12 protein-coding genes, 3 rRNA genes and 1 pseudogene are annotated in these 20,076 nt (G+C 56.4%); 5 read left to right on the top strand and 11 right to left on the bottom strand.

Annotation, left to right across the window (positions count from 1 at the left end):
* Window positions 1-63: 63 nt before the first annotated feature.
* The gene (locus tag CAURIC_RS00800) at window positions 64-633 is read left to right on the top strand and encodes a DUF2020 domain-containing protein (RefSeq protein WP_290182973.1); all 570 of its coding nucleotides are present in this window, start codon (window positions 64-66) and stop codon (window positions 631-633) included.
* Here the strand turns inward: CAURIC_RS00800 and CAURIC_RS00795 are convergent.
* Window positions 630-812, bottom strand: coding sequence for a hypothetical protein (locus CAURIC_RS00795; protein ID WP_035115977.1), 183 nt, complete (start codon window positions 810-812; stop codon window positions 630-632). The genes CAURIC_RS00800 and CAURIC_RS00795 overlap by 4 nt on opposite strands.
* Before the next feature lie 4 nt (window positions 813-816).
* Window positions 817-1,650, bottom strand: a complete 834-nt coding sequence (locus CAURIC_RS00790) for a class E sortase (RefSeq protein ID WP_035115979.1) — start codon at window positions 1,648-1,650, stop codon at window positions 817-819.
* A 25-nt stretch (window positions 1,651-1,675) separates the two neighbouring features.
* On the opposite strand from CAURIC_RS00790, the gene yidC reads away from it, so the two are divergent.
* A complete protein-coding gene (gene yidC, locus CAURIC_RS00785) occupies window positions 1,676-2,620 on the top strand; it encodes a membrane protein insertase YidC (protein WP_083283880.1) in 945 nt (314 codons plus the stop codon).
* An 85-nt stretch (window positions 2,621-2,705) separates the two neighbouring features.
* On the opposite strand, the gene CAURIC_RS00780 is transcribed toward yidC, so the two are convergent.
* The 3 genes from CAURIC_RS00780 to CAURIC_RS00770 all read right to left on the bottom strand — a co-directional run bounded on the left by CAURIC_RS00780 (window position 2,706) and on the right by CAURIC_RS00770 (window position 4,829).
* Entirely contained in the window at window positions 2,706-3,356 is a 651-nt protein-coding gene (locus CAURIC_RS00780; RefSeq protein ID WP_035115984.1) for a TetR/AcrR family transcriptional regulator, read from the bottom strand.
* Between the two features lie 138 nt (window positions 3,357-3,494).
* Complete coding sequence (locus CAURIC_RS00775) at window positions 3,495-4,394, bottom strand: universal stress protein (protein WP_035115986.1); 900 nt, start codon at window positions 4,392-4,394, stop codon at window positions 3,495-3,497.
* Window positions 4,395-4,682: 288 nt separating this feature from the next.
* Window positions 4,683-4,829, bottom strand: a complete 147-nt coding sequence (locus CAURIC_RS00770) for a hypothetical protein (RefSeq protein WP_168155965.1) — start codon at window positions 4,827-4,829, stop codon at window positions 4,683-4,685.
* Between the two features lie 36 nt (window positions 4,830-4,865).
* Between CAURIC_RS00770 and CAURIC_RS11080 the strand changes: the two are divergent.
* Window positions 4,866-5,417: pseudogene (locus tag CAURIC_RS11080) on the top strand (pseudouridine synthase); the annotation flags it as partial.
* 1,102 nt (window positions 5,418-6,519) lie between these two features.
* Here the strand turns inward: CAURIC_RS11080 and rrf are convergent.
* From rrf to CAURIC_RS00735, 6 genes are all read right to left on the bottom strand, one after another.
* Window positions 6,520-6,636, bottom strand: a 5S ribosomal RNA gene (gene rrf / locus CAURIC_RS00760).
* A gap of 285 nt (window positions 6,637-6,921) precedes the next feature.
* Window positions 6,922-10,004: ribosomal RNA gene (locus CAURIC_RS00755) — 23S ribosomal RNA — on the bottom strand.
* 414 nt (window positions 10,005-10,418) lie between these two features.
* Window positions 10,419-11,939: ribosomal RNA gene (locus CAURIC_RS00750) — 16S ribosomal RNA — on the bottom strand.
* The 16S, 23S and 5S rRNA genes sit together here, the layout of an rRNA operon.
* Window positions 11,940-13,285: 1,346 nt before the next feature.
* Complete coding sequence (locus tag CAURIC_RS00745) at window positions 13,286-14,704, bottom strand: hypothetical protein (RefSeq protein ID WP_035116377.1); 1,419 nt, start codon at window positions 14,702-14,704, stop codon at window positions 13,286-13,288.
* The gene (locus CAURIC_RS00740) at window positions 14,685-15,698 is read right to left on the bottom strand and encodes an ATP-binding cassette domain-containing protein (protein ID WP_035116375.1); all 1,014 of its coding nucleotides are present in this window, start codon (window positions 15,696-15,698) and stop codon (window positions 14,685-14,687) included. Before CAURIC_RS00740 ends, CAURIC_RS00745 begins: the two co-directional genes overlap by 20 nt.
* Window positions 15,695-16,069, bottom strand: coding sequence for a GntR family transcriptional regulator (locus tag CAURIC_RS00735; protein WP_035116373.1), 375 nt, complete (start codon window positions 16,067-16,069; stop codon window positions 15,695-15,697). The genes CAURIC_RS00740 and CAURIC_RS00735 overlap by 4 nt, the downstream gene beginning before the upstream one ends.
* A 162-nt stretch (window positions 16,070-16,231) precedes the next feature.
* Here CAURIC_RS00735 and CAURIC_RS00730 point away from each other — a divergent pair, with 162 nt between their 5' ends.
* A complete protein-coding gene (locus tag CAURIC_RS00730; RefSeq protein WP_035116371.1) occupies window positions 16,232-17,632 on the top strand; it encodes an NYN domain-containing protein in 1,401 nt (466 codons plus the stop codon).
* Between the two features lie 197 nt (window positions 17,633-17,829).
* Window positions 17,830-19,926 (top strand): galactan 5-O-arabinofuranosyltransferase, encoded by a 2,097-nt coding sequence (locus CAURIC_RS00725; RefSeq protein WP_035116369.1) that lies wholly within the window; start codon window positions 17,830-17,832, stop codon window positions 19,924-19,926.
* The last annotated feature ends 150 nt before the right edge of the window (window positions 19,927-20,076 follow it).

The raw sequence follows: 20,076 nt of genomic DNA, 5'->3' as shown, positions 1-20,076 counted from the left end.
AGCTCTATCACCAATAGTATCCGCACTGCGCTTCGCCCAATGCGAGGCGCCTGTGCGCTAAGCATGGCGTCGGCTCTATTGGTTTCCTGCTCTATCTTCCCCGATAAACCTTCCGTGCCCACGCCGGAACCGGGCAAACAGCAAGCTGCGGAACGCACTGTGGCCCCCGTCAAGGGCACGGAGCTACCGGTGAACACCAAGCCGGAGCCCGGCGATAAGGACACGTCCGCGGGAGGAGCATGTCCGTACCTCGATGGCGAGTGGTTACAAAACACCACGGGCCAGCGTCTCACGGGCGTCACCGTGGATGCACGCTTCGATCCCGTTGCATGCACGTTCTGGTCCTACGAGAATGAACCACAAGCGCAGGTTTTGGTGCGGAAGATGCGTACTAACACGGATGCAGTTAAGGTCGTTGATAGCGCTGCGCCGGTGAACACCACTCTCAAAGCGCTGCAGCCCGAAGGTTGGTCCGGTGGGCGCAAGGGTGGCGATAAAGACGGGGGCAAGAATTCTGGCGCGATTTACGCGGTATGGAAGGACGAGACTGCGGTCGTAGTCTGGACAGCTCAGGCGCAATCCATCAAGGCGCAAAAGATCGCAGAAAAGACTATCCGGAATTTGAAGCTCTAGAGCACCGCCACCCAATCCGCCATCGACTGCACTCCCACCTCAGTCCACGGCATCATGGGGCCGATTTTGGGGAATATCACTTCCATCAATAGGAAAAAGATTCCCACCAGTGCGATAAGCACAATGATTAACCTCATCCACCACGGCCCAGGAAGGGCCCTCCACAATGCTGCGTACATGAAACTAAACCTCCTTCGTTAGCTCGGCGGGAACATAACCGGGTTTCTTGTCATCACTGCGGACCTTTACGGCGTGCACAATCATGCGCTCCGTGTTCGAATACTGCGGATGGCACGTGGTCATCGTCAACAGTGAGGCATCACCGGGTTTGGCCGCCACGCGGGATACATGCGGAACTGGATTGATAACCTCCACGTCGTTCGGAGTAGTGATGTATCGTCCGTTAACTTGGGAATATTCTCCCTGGCTCATACGTGTGGCCAACTGCGCATCCATACACTCGGAAAGCTTCGCCTGGCGCTGCCCTGACGCCACATCAATAGGCAACACGCGGTAAATATCCCACGCTCCTGCGGTTTCTACAACGACGGCATCGCAAGTGTTCAGTAGCCCTAAGTCGTTAAACGGCGACCCGCGCCCCACCCGGTGCCCCGCCATAGCGAAATTCCCGGGCTCACCCGGCAATTGAGAATCTAGGTAGTGGCCGGGCCCTTTATCCAAGTCTTCGTCTTTCACACCTTTCACGATGGAGAAATTGAAATCCGAACCAAACGTGGGAATGTAGAGTCGCGCAAATGCTGCGCCCTCCGGCGGTTCAGTTAAAGGCCGGGGATTCTTGTCCCGCCACTGATCTTCCAGTCGTTGAGCGACGATATTTTGTTCGCGACCGGATTGCACATTGGTCCAGACCACTTCCCAGAAGCCGAAAAGCAGGCAGATCACTCCAAAAGTAACCAGCAACTCACCGAGGACGCTGATCGGGTCCAAACGCTTTTTAGGTGGCACGGCCCGTGGTAACGAACTATGACTGTCAGTGGTGGTGCTCATGTTTGTCATAGTACTAGCTCATATTTAAAGGGTAATGTTTCCTGTCATGGAGTATGTGGAGAAACTTGTCGCGTGGGTCCTCAAGCTATGGCACAGTCTTTTCTCTGGTCCGCTGGGGATGGATGCTTCCACTGCCTGGGTCATTAGCCTCATCATGTTGGTAGTGACGATCCGCGGATTCCTTTTTCCCCTAGCTTACCGCCAGTATGCGTCCGGCCGACACCTCGCCAACATGCGCCCCAGCCTCCGCCGTCTGAACGAGGAGTTTAAGGGTAGGAAAAGCCCCGAGGAGCGGAAAGAAAGACTGGCCCGCGAGCGCGAGCTACGCAAAAATAGCGATTACAAAGTCGTCGATGGCTGCCTTCCTGCGCTCATCCAGATTCCGCTCATTCTGGGTCTTTATCAACTACTCTTGCGCATTGCCCGCCCTGCCGAGGGCGTGGACGCCACCCACCATAGCTTCGGCCCCTTAACGCCCGAAGATATTTCTCTTTTTCTCGACGCCCACGCGTTCAACATTCCCATTTCCAGTTATCCCGCGATGAAACCGGAAATGCTCGCCGATTTGGGGACCACCCACGATGCTGTATTAAAACTGGCACTGCCTTTGGCGCTCTGCGCCGCAGTATTTACTACGGCTAACTGGGCCTACACACTCAAGCGAAATCTTCAGGTTGTGGATCATGCCTCTACAGCTGCACGAGGGTTCGTGAAACTGATGTGGCCCCTGGGCCCAGTACTCTTCTTCTTCCCTATCGTGTTCGGGCTTTTTGGTCCCGCACCAATTGCGATTCTCATTTACTGGGTGTGCAACAACCTATGGACCACGTTGCAGACGTACGTTATCCAGCGCACCCTCGATAAGCGCGTGCCTTATACCTCGGAATTCCGGGAGCATCACGCAGAACAAAAACACCTGTACTTAACGCGCAAGCGTGAAAAGAAGGCCGGTAAACGAGGCTCCCGCAAGGGCGAGTAAATACTGGCTCGGGAGATTTAGTCGAAGAACACTCGCTCGGGAGATTTAACAGGGCGGCCTGTTGAAGCGGGCCCGCACAGATCTTTTAAATCGAGTACATCATTGGGGCACGCAGCAGAATCTGCTTCGCCATGTCACGCGCGGTTTCCAATGGCACGACGGTACGAGACATCTTCGCGCCAGCTAGGCCACCGTCGAGGAAGACCATCAGTTGATCTGCCAAAGTGAGAGATGCATATCCGAAACGCTCCGTCAGCAGCTCTGCCATCGTGTCACGACACCACCGGCGATGCTCCATCGCCGCCGATCGGATGCGCTCTTCACTTTCCGTTTCAGGGCGAGGATATTCACCCGCCGCATTCTGGAAGTGTGAACCGCGATAGTTATTGTCCGGCTCGTTCTTGATACACAGATCAAAGAATGCAATGATCCGTTCTTCAGGCTTTTCCCGCTGTTCTGCCAACGCAGTCCAGTCCTCACGCCATTTCTCGTCGAGCGCCTCCAAGTAGGCCACCACGAGGTTATCTTTGGAACCGAACAACGAATACAAACTGGCCTTGGCCACATCCGCATCCCGCAAAATGCGATCGATGCCGATCACACGGATCCCCTCAGTCGTAAACAGGTGGGTGGCGCTAGCCAACAACCGTTGCCGCGGACCTGGGCGGTTCCTGCGGCGAGAGGTCGTCTTCTTCGCCGGCTTGGCAGCTTTGGCCGCGTCACCTGCCGTGGACATTGAAGCTTCTCCTTGAAATTTTTACGTGGGGACCATTGGGGCGTCGGTAAGAAAAAAGAAACCAACAACCACCGGCGGGCATAAGGAAACCCGCTAAGGCCTACTACTTTACTGCAAAGACTTTAGCGGGTTGAAGTTTTAGCGGCGCGGACGGACCACCATCATTGGGCACGGTGCATATTGCAGCAGTGCGCGGGAAGTCGAGCCCAGCAGCATACCCTTGAAACCACCGCGGCCGTGCGAACCTGTGATGAGCAGCTGAGCGTCCGAAGCAGCATCGCGAAGGGCGTTGATAGGACGGTCGCGTTCCACAACTTCCTCAACCCGGACATGTGGATACTGCTTAACGAGGTCGGCAAGCTCATTTTGCAGCATGTCCTGACGCTCCTTAAGAGTGCGCTCCATTTCGTTTTGCGCATCCACGAGGCCCACATAGGTGGTGTGAACCTGGGTGTCGTTCCAACCGTGGATTGCGCGCAGCACGGTCTCGCGGGCATCCGCCTCACGGAAGGCGACCTGCAGGGCCTGGCGGGACACATCGGAACCGTCGACGCCCACAACCACCGGTCCGTACTTGTTCTCTTCCGTGACGTCGTTATCCTTCCGAACCACGACAACCGGGCATTCCGCGTGGGAAACCACAGCTGCAGAGACCGACCCCATCACCAGACCAGAGAGGCCGCCAAGGCCACGACTACCCATCACGATCATCTCTGCAGTTTCCGAAAACTCCAAGAGCATGTCGATTGGGGAGGACTCGCGGACCTCGTGAGAGATCTCGATGTCGGAAGAAAAATCGGTCACGATCTTGCGCGCGTTCGCGATCTTCTCGTTAGCCTCATTTTCCAACTCGTCGTAAAGCTCCTGTGGAGGCACCATCCCATCGGCATACATGAACTGGGGCATGGTGTAAGCGCTAACCAGCTTCAGTGGCTGCTTACGCTTCAAAGCCGCGTTGGCGGCCCACTTCACCGCTACTGAGCTGGCTTCGGATCCATCAACCGCGACGATAATAACCTTGTGCGAATCTGTGGGCATTGTGACGCAACCTTTCTTCGACCGTGCAATGTTGTCTCTAAACCCATTATGCGCTTTTGCGCACTAAAGGGGGCCAGGGGGTTGCGAAAACCCCCACAGAAGGGTTGGCATGAGGTGAAATAACTCACGCGAACTTCAGTGGGGGCTTTGATAATAAGGGACGCTGAGGGCGCTGAGGGTCGCAACCCGCAAAGAGTGGGCACGCAGGGGCGCCTACACGCTAAGAGCAGTGAGAAAAATCCTCACCTCACCGCAGCTGCATCGTCATAGGCTCTAGAGGCTGGAGGCTTACTTGCCAGGAATCTTAGGAGTTGGCAATGGTACATCATGAGCTGCCGGCGCGTTCGCTGGGAAGAAGAATTGGAAGATCGCGCTGAGAACACGGCCGAAAGCCGCGCCAAAGTCGGTGGAGAAGAATTGAGCGATAGTATTCATGATTGCGTTGAGATCCATAAGAGGAGAGCATACCTGGTGATCAGTCCTTTGCCAATCAAAAATGGCCTAAACCCTACCCGGGTTCAAGTACCTATGGGCGAAGGCGCGCCGATCAAAGCAATAGACTTTGTTTCCCGGTTGATTTTCAACCAGCGGCACAGGCACCCCGAAGATAACGAAGACGCAGTACGCCAGCGCTTTTCAGACGGCCTAGTGCGCTTCGACAACGGCCAAGAAGTGGCGCCTGACGATCTAGTTCGTCCAGGTATTTCCATTAACTTTTACCGTCGCCCAGCACCAGAACGAGAAGTCCCCGGCGCTCTGGAATTGATCTATGAAGATAACGACCTCTTGGTAGTAAACAAACCCTCGTTCCTCGCAACCCTGCCTCGAGGCCAGCACATCACGCAAACGGCGTTAACCAAGGCCCGTGTACAGTTCGGAATCCCGGAGCTCTCCCCATGCCACCGGTTGGATCGGCTCACGCGCGGAGTGCTGATGTTTACCAAGCGACCGGAGATTCGTGGTGCATACCAAACGATGTTCGATAGGCGCGAGCCGCAAAAGGTGTATGAGGCCATTACAGATCTACCGGCGGACCCGCCGCCGTGGTTGCGAAAGTTAATACTTAACGCCGAGAGCGGAGGCCTAAGCCAACACCTATGCGGCCGCGAAGGCGGAGAGATAAACCGAGGCGGACGCGGTACTGACGCTAAAGGCTTTGACAAGGGCGGTGACCCTGTCGTGAGTCGTGCCACAAACGAAAAAGAGGTAATAACCGCACGCGCGACCACGTGGCAGTCAGAGTATGCAAGCCAACACAAAGCACACACTGACCAAACTTCCTTGCGCGGTGAAAAAACAGCGGGAGCAACGGGGAGGATGGATACTGGGTTAACATTACCCACCTTGGATGAAGTTGTGATCGATATGCCTTGGCGTGAACGTTCCCAACCAACCACCGAATCCCCCTGGGTTTTGGGCCATCACATGGTCAAAATCCGTGGGAGACTCAACACCTATCTGGATCTGGATGCAACAGCAGATAACGCTATAACGGCCATCACCGGAGTTCGCATAGTCACCGACACGGTATCCACGTCGGCTCCAACCACCCGACTTGTGTGGCGCCTAGAGCCTCATTCGGGGCGCACTCACCAATTACGCGTGGTGATGCGCTCCCTGGGACTACCGATCGTCAATGACGCACTGTATGGGTTTATCTGTACCGATGCGTTGTTGGGCCGCGCCACGGACCTGCCCAGCCCGCCATTTGCGGAAGACGAGGATTTCAATCGGCCAATGGGTCTAACGGCTGCCCAGCTGACATTCACCGACCCACTCAGTGGCGAGCTGAGAACATTCAGAGTGCCAGACAAACAGGGATAAACAAAGAGGGTTCAACAAGGAGGGGATGCGGCTGCAACAGCGATGGCGCCGGTTGAGCGATGGTGCACAAGCCCACCCACAGAAACGAACAGTTCGTTCCCATCACAACAACCACACACCCCACCCCACCAGCACAGACGGGCAAAAGAGTGTGGTGGTGTGGCACCGACAACGATCTACACCACCCACCCCACCACACATGGGCATAAAAAAAGTGTGTGATGGTGCGGGGCATGCCACCAACAACACCACGTTGCTGACAACACACCCCACACCATCACACACACAAAAACAGTATAAATGCCGGCGGCGACCTACTCTCCCACACCCTCCCGAGTGCAGTACCATCGGCGCGGATAGGCTTAGCTTCCGGGTTCGGAAAGGGACCGGGCGTGACCCCATCGCAAAAACCACCGACAAACCAACAACAGGAAACAAACAACACACCCAACCACCCACAAACAGGGTGCTGGTATGCCGTAGTGTCCCAGACACTGCATAACAGACGCGAGCCCACCCACAACAGGCAGCTACACACGATAGATCCTCTACAACACAAAAAACTAGTGCCACGCAATTTTTATGCGACTCACAACCACACCACACGGCATGGACTGTGCGTGTACCACACCAACCATCATCACCAACCACACACCAACACACCACCACATGGTATGCCACTGCTCTAGCCAGTCACGGGTTATCATGTTTAGTCTCGGTCAATTAGTACCGGTCACCTCCACGTATTACTACGCTTCCAGATCCGGCCTATCAACCCCATAGTCTCTAGGGAACCTCAAACGAAACCTCATCTTGAAACAGGCTTCCCGCTTAGATGCTTTCAGCGGTTATCCCTTCCATACGTAGCCAACCAGCCATGCCACGGGCGTGACAACTGGCGCACCAGAGGTATGTCCGTCCCGGTCCTCTCGTACTAGGGACAGCCTTTCTCAAGTTTCAACGCGCACGGCGGATAGAGACCGAACTGTCTCACGACGTTCTAAACCCAGCTCGCGTGCCGCTTTAATGGGCGAACAGCCCAACCCTTGGGACCTACTCCAGCCCCAGGATGCGACGAGCCGACATCGAGGTGCCAAACCATCCCGTCGATATGGACTCTTGGGGAAGATCAGCCTGTTATCCCCGGGGTACCTTTTATCCGTTGAGCGACACCGCTTCCACAAGCCGGTGCCGGATCACTAGTCCCTACTTTCGTACCTGCTCGACCTGTCAGTCTCACAGTCAAGCTCCCTTGTGCACTTACACTCAACACCTGATTGCCAACCAGGCTGAGGGAACCTTTGGGCGCCTCCGTTACTCTTTGGGAGGCAACCGCCCCAGTTAAACTACCCACCAGGCACTGTCCCTAACCCGGATCACGGGCCGAGGTTCAGATATCCAATACGATCAGAGTGGTATTTCAACAACGACTCCACAACCACTGGCGTGGCCGCTTCACAGTCTCCCACCTATCCTACACAAACCGAACCGAACACCAATACCAAGCTATAGTGAAGGTCCCGGGGTCTTTTCGTCCTGCCGCGCGTAACGAGCATCTTTACTCGTACTGCAATTTCGCCGGGCCTGTGGTTGAGACAGCAGGGAAGTCGTTACGCCATTCGTGCAGGTCGGAACTTACCCGACAAGGAATTTCGCTACCTTAGGATGGTTATAGTTACCACCGCCGTTTACTGGGGCTTAAATTCTCCGCTTCGACCCCCAAAGGGGGTCTAACAGGTCCTCTTAACCTTCCAGCACCGGGCAGGCGTCAGTCCGTATACATCGACTTCACCGTCTTCGCACGGACCTGTGTTTTTAGTAAACAGTCGCTTCCCTCTATTCTCTGCGACCACCACCAGCTCAAAACCAGTCTGTCACCAGCAGTGGTCCCCCTTCTCCCGAAGTTACGGGGGCAATTTGCCGAGTTCCTTAACCACAGTTCACCCGATCGCCTTAGTATTCTCTACCTGACCACCTGTGTCGGTTATGGGTACGGGCCATGTATGCACTCACTAGAGGCTTTTCTCGACAGCATAGGATCACCAACATCCCCACAACGGGTACGCATCACGCCTCACCCATACACGCCCCGGGATTTACCACTGGGCGCGGGCCACACGCTTACACCACAATCCAATAAGTGGCTTGGCTACCTTCCTGCGTCACCCCATCGCTTGGCTACTACCAGCTCAGGTCCCACGCAGCCCCACACACACAACACAAAGTGCTACACGCATGGATTTGGGTGGTTAGTATCACTGATTCACCATTGGGCGCACATACACGGGTACGGGAATATCAACCCGTTGTCCATCGACTACGCCTGTCGGCCTCGCCTTAGGTCCCGACTCACCCTGGGAAGATTAGCTTGACCCAGGAACCCTTAGTCATCCGGCGGATACGTTTCTCACGCATCATTCGCTACTCATGCCTGCATTCTCACTCGCATAGCCTCCAGCACTGGGTCACCCCGCACCTTCACCGGCCACACGACGCTCCCCTACCAACCCAACAACAGTTGAGTTCCGCGGCTTCGGCGGTGTACTTGAGCCCCACTACATTGTCGGCGCAGAACCACTCGACCAGTGAGCTATTACGCACTCTTTCAAGGATGGCTGCTTCTAAGCCAACCTCCTGGCTGTCTTCGCGATCCCACATCCTTTTCCACTTAGTACACTCTTCGGGGCCTTAGCCGGCGATCTGGGCTGTTTCCCTCTCGACTACGAAGCTTATCCCCCGCAGTCTCACTGCCGCGCTCTCACTTCACCGGCATTCGGAGTTTGGCTGATGTCGCTAAGATGATAGTCCCGCTAAACCAACCAGTAGCTCTACCTCCAGGAAGAAACACACGACGCTGCACCTAAATGCATTTCGGGGAGAACCAGCTATCACGGAGTTTGATTAGCCTTTCACCCCTACCCACAGCTCATCCCCTCAGTTTTCAACCTAAGTGGGTTCGCGCCTCCACAACCTCTTACAGCTGCTTCACACTGGCCATGGGTAGATCACCCCGCTTCGGGTCCAGGACATGCCACTCAACACCCTATTAGGATTCGCTTTCGCTACGACTACCCCACAACACGGGTTAACCTCGCGACATGCCGCTGACTCGCAGGCTCATTCTTCAAAAGGCACGCCATCACCCCACAAAAAGAGGCTCTGACGGATTGTAAGCACACGGTTTCAGGTACTATTTCACTCCCCTCCCGGGGTACTTTTCACCATTCCCTCACGGTACTAATCCGCTATCGGTCACAATACAAGTATTCAGGCTTACCGGGTGGTCCCGGCAGATTCACAGCAGATTCCACGAGCCCGCTGCTACTCGGGGACACTCATCAACACCAACCACACATGCTTTCACGTACCGGACTCTCACCGTCTACGGCAGGCCATTCCAAACCACTTCCGCTAACACACATGACTGATGCACGGCCATGGCAGCACCGCACAACAAGGCCCCACAACCCCACACACGCAACCCCTGCCAGGTATCACACGCATATGGTTTAGCCATTAATCCACGTTCGCTCGCCGCTACTAGCAGAATCATTATTATTTTCTTCTCCTACGGGTACTGAGATGTTTCACTTCCCCGCGTTCCCTCCACACCAGCTATTGAATTCACCAGCGGGCGACTACACATCACTGCAGCCAGGTTTCCCCATTCGGACACCCTCGGATCAACGCTCTATTGGCAACTCCCCGAGGCCTATCGCGGCCTTACACGTCCTTCATCGGCTTACTGTGCCAAGGCATCCACCGTGTGCCCTTAACAACAAACACAACACCACAAACAATGGCAGATAGATACACTTACAATCACAAAAAAATAAAGAAGATACTCGCGTCCACTATACAGTTCTCAAACACCACGAAAACACACACCACACGCACCACCACCAGGCAGCACACACAGCACACGCTTCCCACAACAAGGAACACACTCTCATGCATCACACACAACAATGCTGTCCCAGACACCCAACAGACATGACAAACCGAAACACACGCACCCACAAAAAGGCACGCACACCGCTGCTATCCCCAACACAACACAACAACACCAACACACATCAAACTCATCAACCACCACACAACCATGCGATGACCGTGATGCACACCCCACAACAACACGCAGGATGTATCCAACAATCATGTTCACCCGGAACACAAAAACACAAAATAAAAACTCCTTAGAAAGGAGGTGATCCAGCCGCACCTTCCGGTACGGCTACCTTGTTACGACTTCGTCCCAATCGCCGATCCCACCTTCGACAGCTCCCTAACAAGTTTAGGCCACTGGCTTCGGGTGTTACCAACTTTCATGACGTGACGGGCGGTGTGTACAAGGCCCGGGAACGTATTCACCGCAGCGTTGCTGATCTGCGATTACTAGCGACTCCGACTTCATGGAGTCGAGTTGCAGACTCCAATCCGAACTGAGACCGGCTTTAAGGGATTAGCTCCACCTCACGGTATCGCAACCCACTGTACCGACCATTGTAGCATGTGTGAAGCCCTGGACATAAGGGGCATGATGATTTGACGTCATCCCCACCTTCCTCCGAGTTAACCCCGGCAGTCTCTCGCGAGTCCCCACCATAACGTGCTGGCAACACAAGACAAGGGTTGCGCTCGTTGCGGGACTTAACCCAACATCTCACGACACGAGCTGACGACAACCATGCACCACCTGTATACGAGCCACAAGGGAAAACGTATCTCTACGCCGATCCCGTATATGTCAAGCCCAGGTAAGGTTCTTCGCGTTGCATCGAATTAATCCACATGCTCCGCCGCTTGTGCGGGCCCCCGTCAATTCCTTTGAGTTTTAGCCTTGCGGCCGTACTCCCCAGGCGGGGCGCTTAATGCGTTAGCTACGGCACGGAAGTCGTGAAAAACCCCCACACCTAGCGCCCACCGTTTACGGCATGGACTACCAGGGTATCTAATCCTGTTCGCTACCCATGCTTTCGCTCCTCAGCGTCAGTTACTGCCCAGAGACCTGCCTTCGCCATCGGTGTTCCTCCTGATATCTGCGCATTCCACCGCTACACCAGGAATTCCAGTCTCCCCTACAGCACTCAAGTTATGCCCGTATCGCCAGCAGACCCGGAGTTAAGCCCCGGGCTTTCACTAACGACGCGACAAACCACCTACGAGCTCTTTACGCCCAGTAATTCCGGACAACGCTTGCACCCTACGTATTACCGCGGCTGCTGGCACGTAGTTAGCCGGTGCTTCTTATCCAGGTACCGTCACCACACGTGGCTTCTTCCCTAGCGAAAGAGGTTTACAACCCGAAGGCCGTCATCCCTCACGCGGCGTCGCTGCATCAGGCTTCCGCCCATTGTGCAATATTCCCCACTGCTGCCTCCCGTAGGAGTCTGGGCCGTGTCTCAGTCCCAATGTGGCCGTACACCCTCTCAGGCCGGCTACCCGTCGTCGCCTTGGTAGGCCATTACCCCACCAACAAGCTGATAGGCCGCGGGCTCATCTCGTACCGACAAAACTTTCCACCAACCACACTAAAGGCCGGTCCTATCCGGTATTAGACCCAGTTTCCCAGGCTTATCCCGAAGTACGAGGCAGATCACCCACGTGTTACTCACCCGTTCGCCACTCGAGTACCCTGCAAGCAGGGCCTTTCCGTTCGACTTGCATGTGTTAAGCACGCCGCCAGCGTTCATCCTGAGCCAGGATCAAACTCTCCATAAAAGCCAGTCAACAGACTCAACAAAAAAGAGAGCCACAAACCATGGCCAAAAAAATAAGAACTACTGATCAAAAAATAAATCAAATGCATCAGCTCAAACAGTCACGGGGGTGACCTCACCGACACACAAAAACAATTGAAACAACAATCATCGACTCATCCATGACCACAAAAACAAAACACGTCCTACACCACACACACACGACACAACGTGCACACATGATGATTACAATTCAAACCAACCCCACCAACAATAGGCAGGCATCACCGTGCGAGTTACCACACGACCGGCATGACCATCAGACAAACACAAACACCACCACAAACAACACCACAACAGAAATGCGACCACATGCTGATAACACACACAACCACACACCATCACCACACACACAGTATGATCCACGCACCACACAAAGGGCACGCAGGCAGCATCATCCGGACAGTCTAACCATGCATCGTTTCGTCACCGTGTATCACGTCAAAAACAACAACAATCACTGTTTCGGTTCATCACGCTATTGAGTTCTCAAACAACATTCGCACACAACAACCACACCCCAACAAACTGAGGCGATCATGCTGCAACGGAATCACAGTGTAACCTAGACCCAAACAAAAAACAAAATCCGGGTGAACACCGCCCCACACTGCCGCAGGACCTACCGTGCTACTTACCTAACAACCAACACAACACACTCCCCAGCCACACTCACCACCATCGGCAAGCACAAAAGCCTTACAAACACGGGGCAGCCCGTCGCGCTGACTTGCATAAATCTACACACCCCACACACCAACCACAAATCCCCAGCTCACACCACCAAAACACCACGACACACAACACCAACCCACCACCACACACCAACCAACACCAACCCCAAGGCATCCACACCAAGAAGCCAACCGCACACAACACCAACCAACCCCACACAACAACCCCAAGGCGCCCACACCAAGAAACCAACCCACCACCACGCACCAACCACCAGCCAACCAACACCAAAACCCCGCCAACCAACCGCACACAACCCCAAGGCGCCCACACCAACAAACCAACCCACCACCACGCACCAACCACCACCACACACCAACCGCACACACCAAGCCCATGCAACCCCAGGACATCCACATAAAATGAAACCCCGCACAACGGCGGGGTTCAGCTGCCTTAGCGAAGAAGCAACCAGGTGGAGTCACTACCCCGTAGGCCTGCAATCGACGGTTCGGCTTCAGCAGTTTCAGTATCTACAGCACGGCATTGGGTTTTGGGAAGCTACTCCCAGGTTCCGAAGAGGGCGATAGCGATAGCCGACTTGCTAAAGGATCGTGCGCTGGCGTGGGGTGGCTACTTCGACGTTCCGAAGAAGTCGATGTCGGTGGAGTCCCGCACATTAAGGTGCTTGTGACCCCAAGCCCCGATGCTCCAGAACACCGCCGCGACCACGAGCGACAACAGGCAACCACGCCAGCCCAACGCCCAGAACAGCTGATCAAGGCTCAAACTTTCTCCGGATGCCTGCACGATTGCATCGTGCTGTTTTCGTACGGTCTCCACCACCATCGCTATCCCCACACCGCCGATGGCGTAGACCAAGCAGATCGTGGCTCCGATACGCCATCCCCGCATACGGTTGACGGCGATAGTCAACGCATTCGCAAGACCGAGCAACAAAATCTGCCCACACAGACCAAGCAGACCGGCTGCGGCCACTGAATAGACACTCCAAGGAAGCGCTGGTTGCACGCTCCGCATCCCTAGGCCGGCAAAGTACCCGCCGAAAGCCGCGATCGTTACTGCCGGGCCGAGCCATAGGGAAACGACCTGCAGTTTCAGGTGTTGCCGCCACCATTGGGGGCGCACTCCGGAGAATGCCAACCAGTGGTTTAGTTGCGATGCATAAGCAATGGCGAGGATAAACGGCGCATTGATCACGACAACTAAAAGGAACCATTGGCCCCACGAGAAGACCTCGCGAGGATCGGCAGTAATCAGATAGGTAAGGCAGATCAACACGAAGCTGCCCACAATCAAAGGAGCCCGGTACCATTTCCCGGCGCTAACCCATGGCTTGACGATGATTTCATCGAGAAGCGTGTCCCCGCTGGAAAGCTTCCGGCCCAAGCCCGCGCGGACCCCAATGATCGATTCGTCGTCTTTGTCGGAGTGGTCGCCGCCGATGGAAGCCTGAGCGGTCTTCTCCGCCCGTCTTTCCTCGAGGCTATGCTTCCGGCGTTCCTCGCGGGTCACCGCATCCTCGATCTTTTCCGCTCCCCGCCAGTCGTTGATATACACCGCGATCTGCATCAATGCAGCAATCACTAGCGGAACCCAGAACTCTGCGGGACGTGGGCCGACTTTCCACAGTAGAATCCCGCTTTGTGTGAGCAGCATGACAAGGCCAAACAGCAGGCCCAACGAGAATCGCGCTCGGCGAATAACCGCTGTGGAGCAGCTGAGGGCACGCAGCGCAGAAGCGGGCCACACAACGAAGCTGGGCGACACCCCTGTAACCACTACAACGCACAGAAGCATGAACCAATCAAAGAAAGCCCCCGCTGGCAAGTCCTGCAGCGCAAGCATCAGTGGCACGTAGAACACAACCCAAAGTGAAAGGAACCCGGACTTGGGTCGTCGCACCATCGTGACGGCCAAGGTCTTCGCAACGTGCCAGTCACTGGGCCCCGTCGCGGAGGCTTGGCCAAGCGAGGTTGGCGCGCCACCGGTCCCGCGCTGGATAACCCCATTACGTGTTGCTGTGCCCACTGTCATTCACTCCCAATTCGTGTCCGGTCAAAGCCATGACAGCCTGCTCTAGGTCCGGGTGCGTCATGCGAACCCCGGTGCCCGCTAGCAAATTGTCCATGCGTGCAGAATCCATCGGCACTGCGTGCGGGTTGCCGCGCCCCAGGGCTCGAATATCCACGAACACTCGCCGCTGGCCACCCATCGTGGTTTCGGACAGCAGGGCTTCTTGAGCATTTAGGGCGGCCAATTGAGCGGATACCGCAGCCTCGGAACCGGTGAGGACCGCAATCCGCTCAGTCACCCGCTCTAGCGCATCCACTCCGGTAATCCGCCCGCGGTCGATAAAAATCACGTCTTCCAGAATCTTCGAGGCATCTTCGATGTGGTGGGTAGACAAAATGATCGTGCGCGGATTGCGTTCCACGTCCTCCAGCAGGTGCCGGTAGAACATCTCTTTGTTCTGCACATCCAGGCCCAGATAGGGTTCATCTAAGAGCGTGATGGGGCACTGCGCCGCCAGCCCCATGACAATGGAGACCAAAGACTTCTGCCCTCGGGACATCGTGCCCAGCGACTTTTTGATATCGAGGTCATATTCTTTGACGTAACGCGCGGCGAGATCTCGGTTCCATGTTTCCCAACGAGCCGCCCCCATTGCCAGAAGCGCATTGACTTTGACGTCGGTCGGCCAGGCGGCGTCGGGCCCCGAAAGAATAAGCCGATCCAACACCGCCCGGTTGTCGATTACCTGTTGCCCGTCGATGGTGACGTCCCCCTCGACCCGTAGCTGGCCGGCAATGGCACGCAGCAAGGTGGTCTTGCCCGCCCCATTGCGGCCAATTAAGCCATATATACGGCCGCCAGGCAGGTGGGCTGTGACGTCGTGGAGGGCTCGGTGACCGCCACTAAATTTTTTACCGACGCCACGAAGATCGATACTGCCGGTCATGAACTGCGCCCCGGTCGATGCGACATCGGTATCCGGTGGGGCTGAATAGTTACTTGTGGTCATGTGTATAGTCCTCGACTTTCTGCGACTTGGTCGATAAGGGTGTGCACATAGGAGCGATCGAATCCGAGCTTGACAGCTTCATCGATGAGCGGGACAACGTAGCTCGCCGCGAACGAGCCCTGTCGAAGTTTGAGGATTGTTTCCCGCGCCCCCTCTTCGACAAACATGCCGACACCACGGCGTTTAACCAGCACTCCCTGATCAACGAGCAACGTGAGGCCTTTGCGTGCGGTCGCGGGGTTAATGCTGTGAAATTCCGCCAGCTCGTTGGTGGAGGGTGCGCGTTGCCCCTCTTCTAGGGAGCCATCGACGATTGCATCAGCGACGAGCTCCGCTACCTGCTGGAACAGGGGTGAGGTGGCTTCATCCACTGGGCTTCCCCCTTTCTGACGGGGTGGAAATGTCTGGTAATAGATGTTCCGTGCAGCAGCCCACCTAGTTGGTTGGTTACTTGCGTAACTAACCATATAACACATTTTTCGGGCATGCTAGAGGACGGAGAAAAAACCCAATTAAAGAACGGACAATGCTCAATGTTGGAAAGAACGCAGGTTTATGTTGACACCTCTTATTTGCTGGCGAGCTTTTATAACGCCTGGGAAACCGGTGCGCGCGCCCAGCTAGAAATCGATTTACCGGAGGTCGTCTCTGTACTCAGCACCATGGTGCAGAACCAGTTGAAACAGCCAGTTCATAGACAGTTTTGGTATGACGGTATCCCCGAAAACGGGCCCCATCGCTATCAACGCTCCCTACGAAGCGAACCCGGCGTGCAGCTTCGTGCCGGACAACTGATTGAGTGGGGCGATCGGCGCACGCAAAAAGCCGTGGATACCCGCCTGGTCGCGGACATGGTGATCGCCGCACTCAAGGGGCAAGTGTCCGATATCGTCTTAGTTTCCGGCGATGCCGACATGCTGCCGGGGGTGGAGGAAGCCGTAGCCGCGGGCATCCGCGTGCACCTATATGGATTCGGTTGGGATTCAATGTCCAACCAGCTGCGCTATGCCTGCGATACAACAACAATCCTGGATCCTCGCGAGGACTTCAAGGACACCATGCGGTTGGAAATCCTCGAGGGGCCATTGCTGCCGTCGCAATGCGAAGACGAAGATCAAGCCAAGAATTCCGTGGATGCCGACTGCCCCGCCGTCGATTCCGATTGTTCTGCAGAAGAAGCCGCCGCCGCGGAACTTGCACTCAGCGAGGCCGAGGGCGACGAAGATTACATCGTGGTTGACCCCGCAGCCGAAGAAGGCGCGGACGCTGCTGAAGAAGCTGAGGCCCTCAAGGAAACAGCCGCCGACAGCAATCCCATCCCCGGTCCCGTTCGCAGCGGCCCCAGCGCGACTTCTCGCGGCGCAGAGCCCGTTGGGGTCAATGAACGCGGGGTGGCGTCGAAGGAAAGTGAACCAGCCGCACCAACCCCGGCCGATGCCGCCAACAACAAGTCGCAACCAGCAATAACCCCGCTGACGGTCAGTGATAGAACGGCGGAGGTGCCGGCCAATGAGCAGGCCAGTACGCCGGCCAACGAACAGGCTCCGTCCGAGAGTGGGGAGTCCGAGAGTGGGGAAACCGAGAACTCCCCACGCCCAACCCCGCGCCCGAACCCCGGAATGATGGCGCGGCACCGCAAACTGCGCAGCCGGTACGTCCCGCTGCCGAACGAGGTGTGGACCTCCGCAGGGGAGCAAAGCCCCTACGACATCGGTCAGCAATACGCCATCTGGTGGTTCGATAATGCAGCCACCGAGGATCAAAAGGACAATGCGCATATGCTGTCCGGCGGCGGACTGCCACCGGACATCGATCGTCCGCTACTGCAATTCGCGTGCGACACCCTGCACGAATACACCCTTACAGAGCGCCAGCGCGTGGGCTTGCGCGACGGCTTTCACGCGGGAATCCGTGGGATCCTGCTGCGGAAATAAGATTCCCCGCCAAGCTGGGCCGGGTTGGGACGGATTAGCTACGCAAGTGACACCTGGGTGACCACTTGCGTGCCAACTTGAATTGCCACCTACATAACCATCGAGGTAACCGTCCAGGCAGCCACCCGGGCAGCCACTGCAGCAGCGCCCGGCATAACTGGGTGGGGATTGTCGCACCGGTATGGAATTATGAGTCCATGACAACCGAAGCCAGCACCCGGCGCCTCTTGGTGCCCGCCAGTGATGACTACCCCGCCTACGTGGACGATGCATTGTCATTGCCGTCCACACTTTTGCGCATGCTTCTCACCGGTGTGGCAGCAGCGATTCTCACGCTGACCGCGTGGTTTGTCACCGGCAGGGTGGACTTGCCCGCGTTCAACAGCAGCTATGTCCTCAAAGCACTGTCCACCGCAGGAATCATCCTGACTACTTTGATCGTGGCCATGGCATGCTACCGCTGGTTGCATCCGCGCACCCGCAGCACCCTGCGCTCCCTATTGAGCCACAGCGCAACGGGTGCGCGCCCCACCCGCGTGTCTCGGTGGATGCAAACCTCTCTGGGCAGGGTCACGCTCACGAGCGTGTGCTACTTGGCTCCCGCAGCGTTGGTCATCGCGTCGCTGGCTGTACCTTTGGCCGCAACCCGCCTGTACCTCGATGGCGTGAGTGTTGACCAAGCATTCCGCACGCAATTCCTCACGCGCATGACGGACCAGCTGAGCTGGGACGATATGGCCTACAAGGATCTTCCCAGTTTCTATCCTGGACTGTGGTTTTTTACGGGGGGCCTCTTTGCCAAACTCACCGGAGTGGCGGGCTGGGCTGCGTTCAAACCTTGGGCGCTCGTCACCATCGCTGCGACCGGCTCCATGCTGGTCCCCGTGTGGCAGAGGATGTCCGGCTCACTGCCCGTTGCCACGGCTGTGGCAATGGTGACGGTGACGATCACCTTGGTCATTGCCCCCGAGGAGCCCTACGCTGCCATCGTGGCCATGGGCATGCCCGCAGCGCTGATCATGGCACGCCGCGCGATGTTTGGCGGTCGAGCTGCTCTCGCGGGCATCATCGTTTACCTGGGGTTGTCCGCCAACCTGTACACATTGTTCACGGCGATTTCCGCCCTGGCTGTTGTAGTCACCAGCCTATTGGCCTGCATTGCGTATCGCTCCATCAAGCCACTGCTCATCACCTCGGTCATTGGCATCGGTTCCATGGCCATCGCCCTGCTGGGCTGGGCCCCTTACTTAGCGAGCCTGTTCACTCAACCCCACGGCCCCACGGGCAAGGCACAGCACTATTTGCCCAGTGACGGCACGGAGTTACCTCTGCCGTTCTTCGAATCTCCCGCACTGGCTGTACTCAGTCTATTGGCGCTAATCTGGCTGGTCGTCCGATACCGTGATGGGGATGTTCGCGCCCTATCCGTCGGGCTGTTCGTGACGTATGGCTGGATAACACTATCGATGCTAGCCACGTTGGCAGGCACCACGTTGTTGGGCTTCCGCCTGGGATTGCCCGTTGCCATCATCCTTGGCGTAGCGGGTGTGTTAGCTATCGCCGAATTCCACCTATCGGGGCTGCGACGGCTATACCCGGAGACCCTCTCGGACACCAATGCGCGCCTAGCCAGCCGTGTTATTGCCATCCTGATGGCCCTGGCCTGCATTGGTTACGCGACCTCGATCCCCTTCACTAATCAGGACAACATCGATCTCGCATACACGGATGCCGACGGCGAGGCTAAACGTGGCGACCGATTCCCTGCCGATTCCACCACTTATTACCGGAATGTCGACGCCACCTTGATGGAGCATTTCACGTCTCGCGCAGGCACCGTTGTGCTCACGGACGAGAAGAACTTCATGTCCTTTTACCCGTATCACGCATTCCAAGCGATGACGGCCCACTATGCCAACCCCCTGGGGCAGTTCGAAGAACGCAACAAGGAAATCGAACGCTGGTCCACCATCACCGATCCGCAGGAATTGCGCGATGCCATGGATGCCGCTGAACGCGATCGCGGTTGGCACAAGCCCGATGCCATCGTGATGCGTGGCCAGTTGGACCTCAAGGAATCCCCAGAGGAAATCGCCCAACTAACAGAAGAAGGGAAGTACCCCACCGTCGTAGGCGCGGGCGACGGCACCTTTACCTACCTCATCGCAGATGACATTTACCCGAATCAGCCAAACGTGCGGTTCCGTTCTCTGCAGTTCCACGCGGCCGCCTTCGCCAACGGATGGTCACTCACCCAAGTCGGCCCCTTCGTGGTCGCAGTCCGAGACAAGTAGTGTCACCCTCCTCACAGTTCCACGCGGCCGCCTTCGCCGACGGATGGTCACTCACCCAAGTCGGCCCCTTCGTGGTCGCAGTCCGAGACAAGTAGTGTCACCTTCTCAGGCAAGAACGTGGCGGCGTCGAAATAAAAGCAGCTAACACAC

It is taken from the genome of Corynebacterium auriscanis (genome assembly GCF_030408435.1).
Classification (GTDB): domain Bacteria; phylum Actinomycetota; class Actinomycetes; order Mycobacteriales; family Mycobacteriaceae; genus Corynebacterium; species Corynebacterium auriscanis.
The sequence above is the reverse complement of the archived record's forward strand: the minus strand, read 5'-3'. Positions and strand labels throughout refer to the sequence as shown.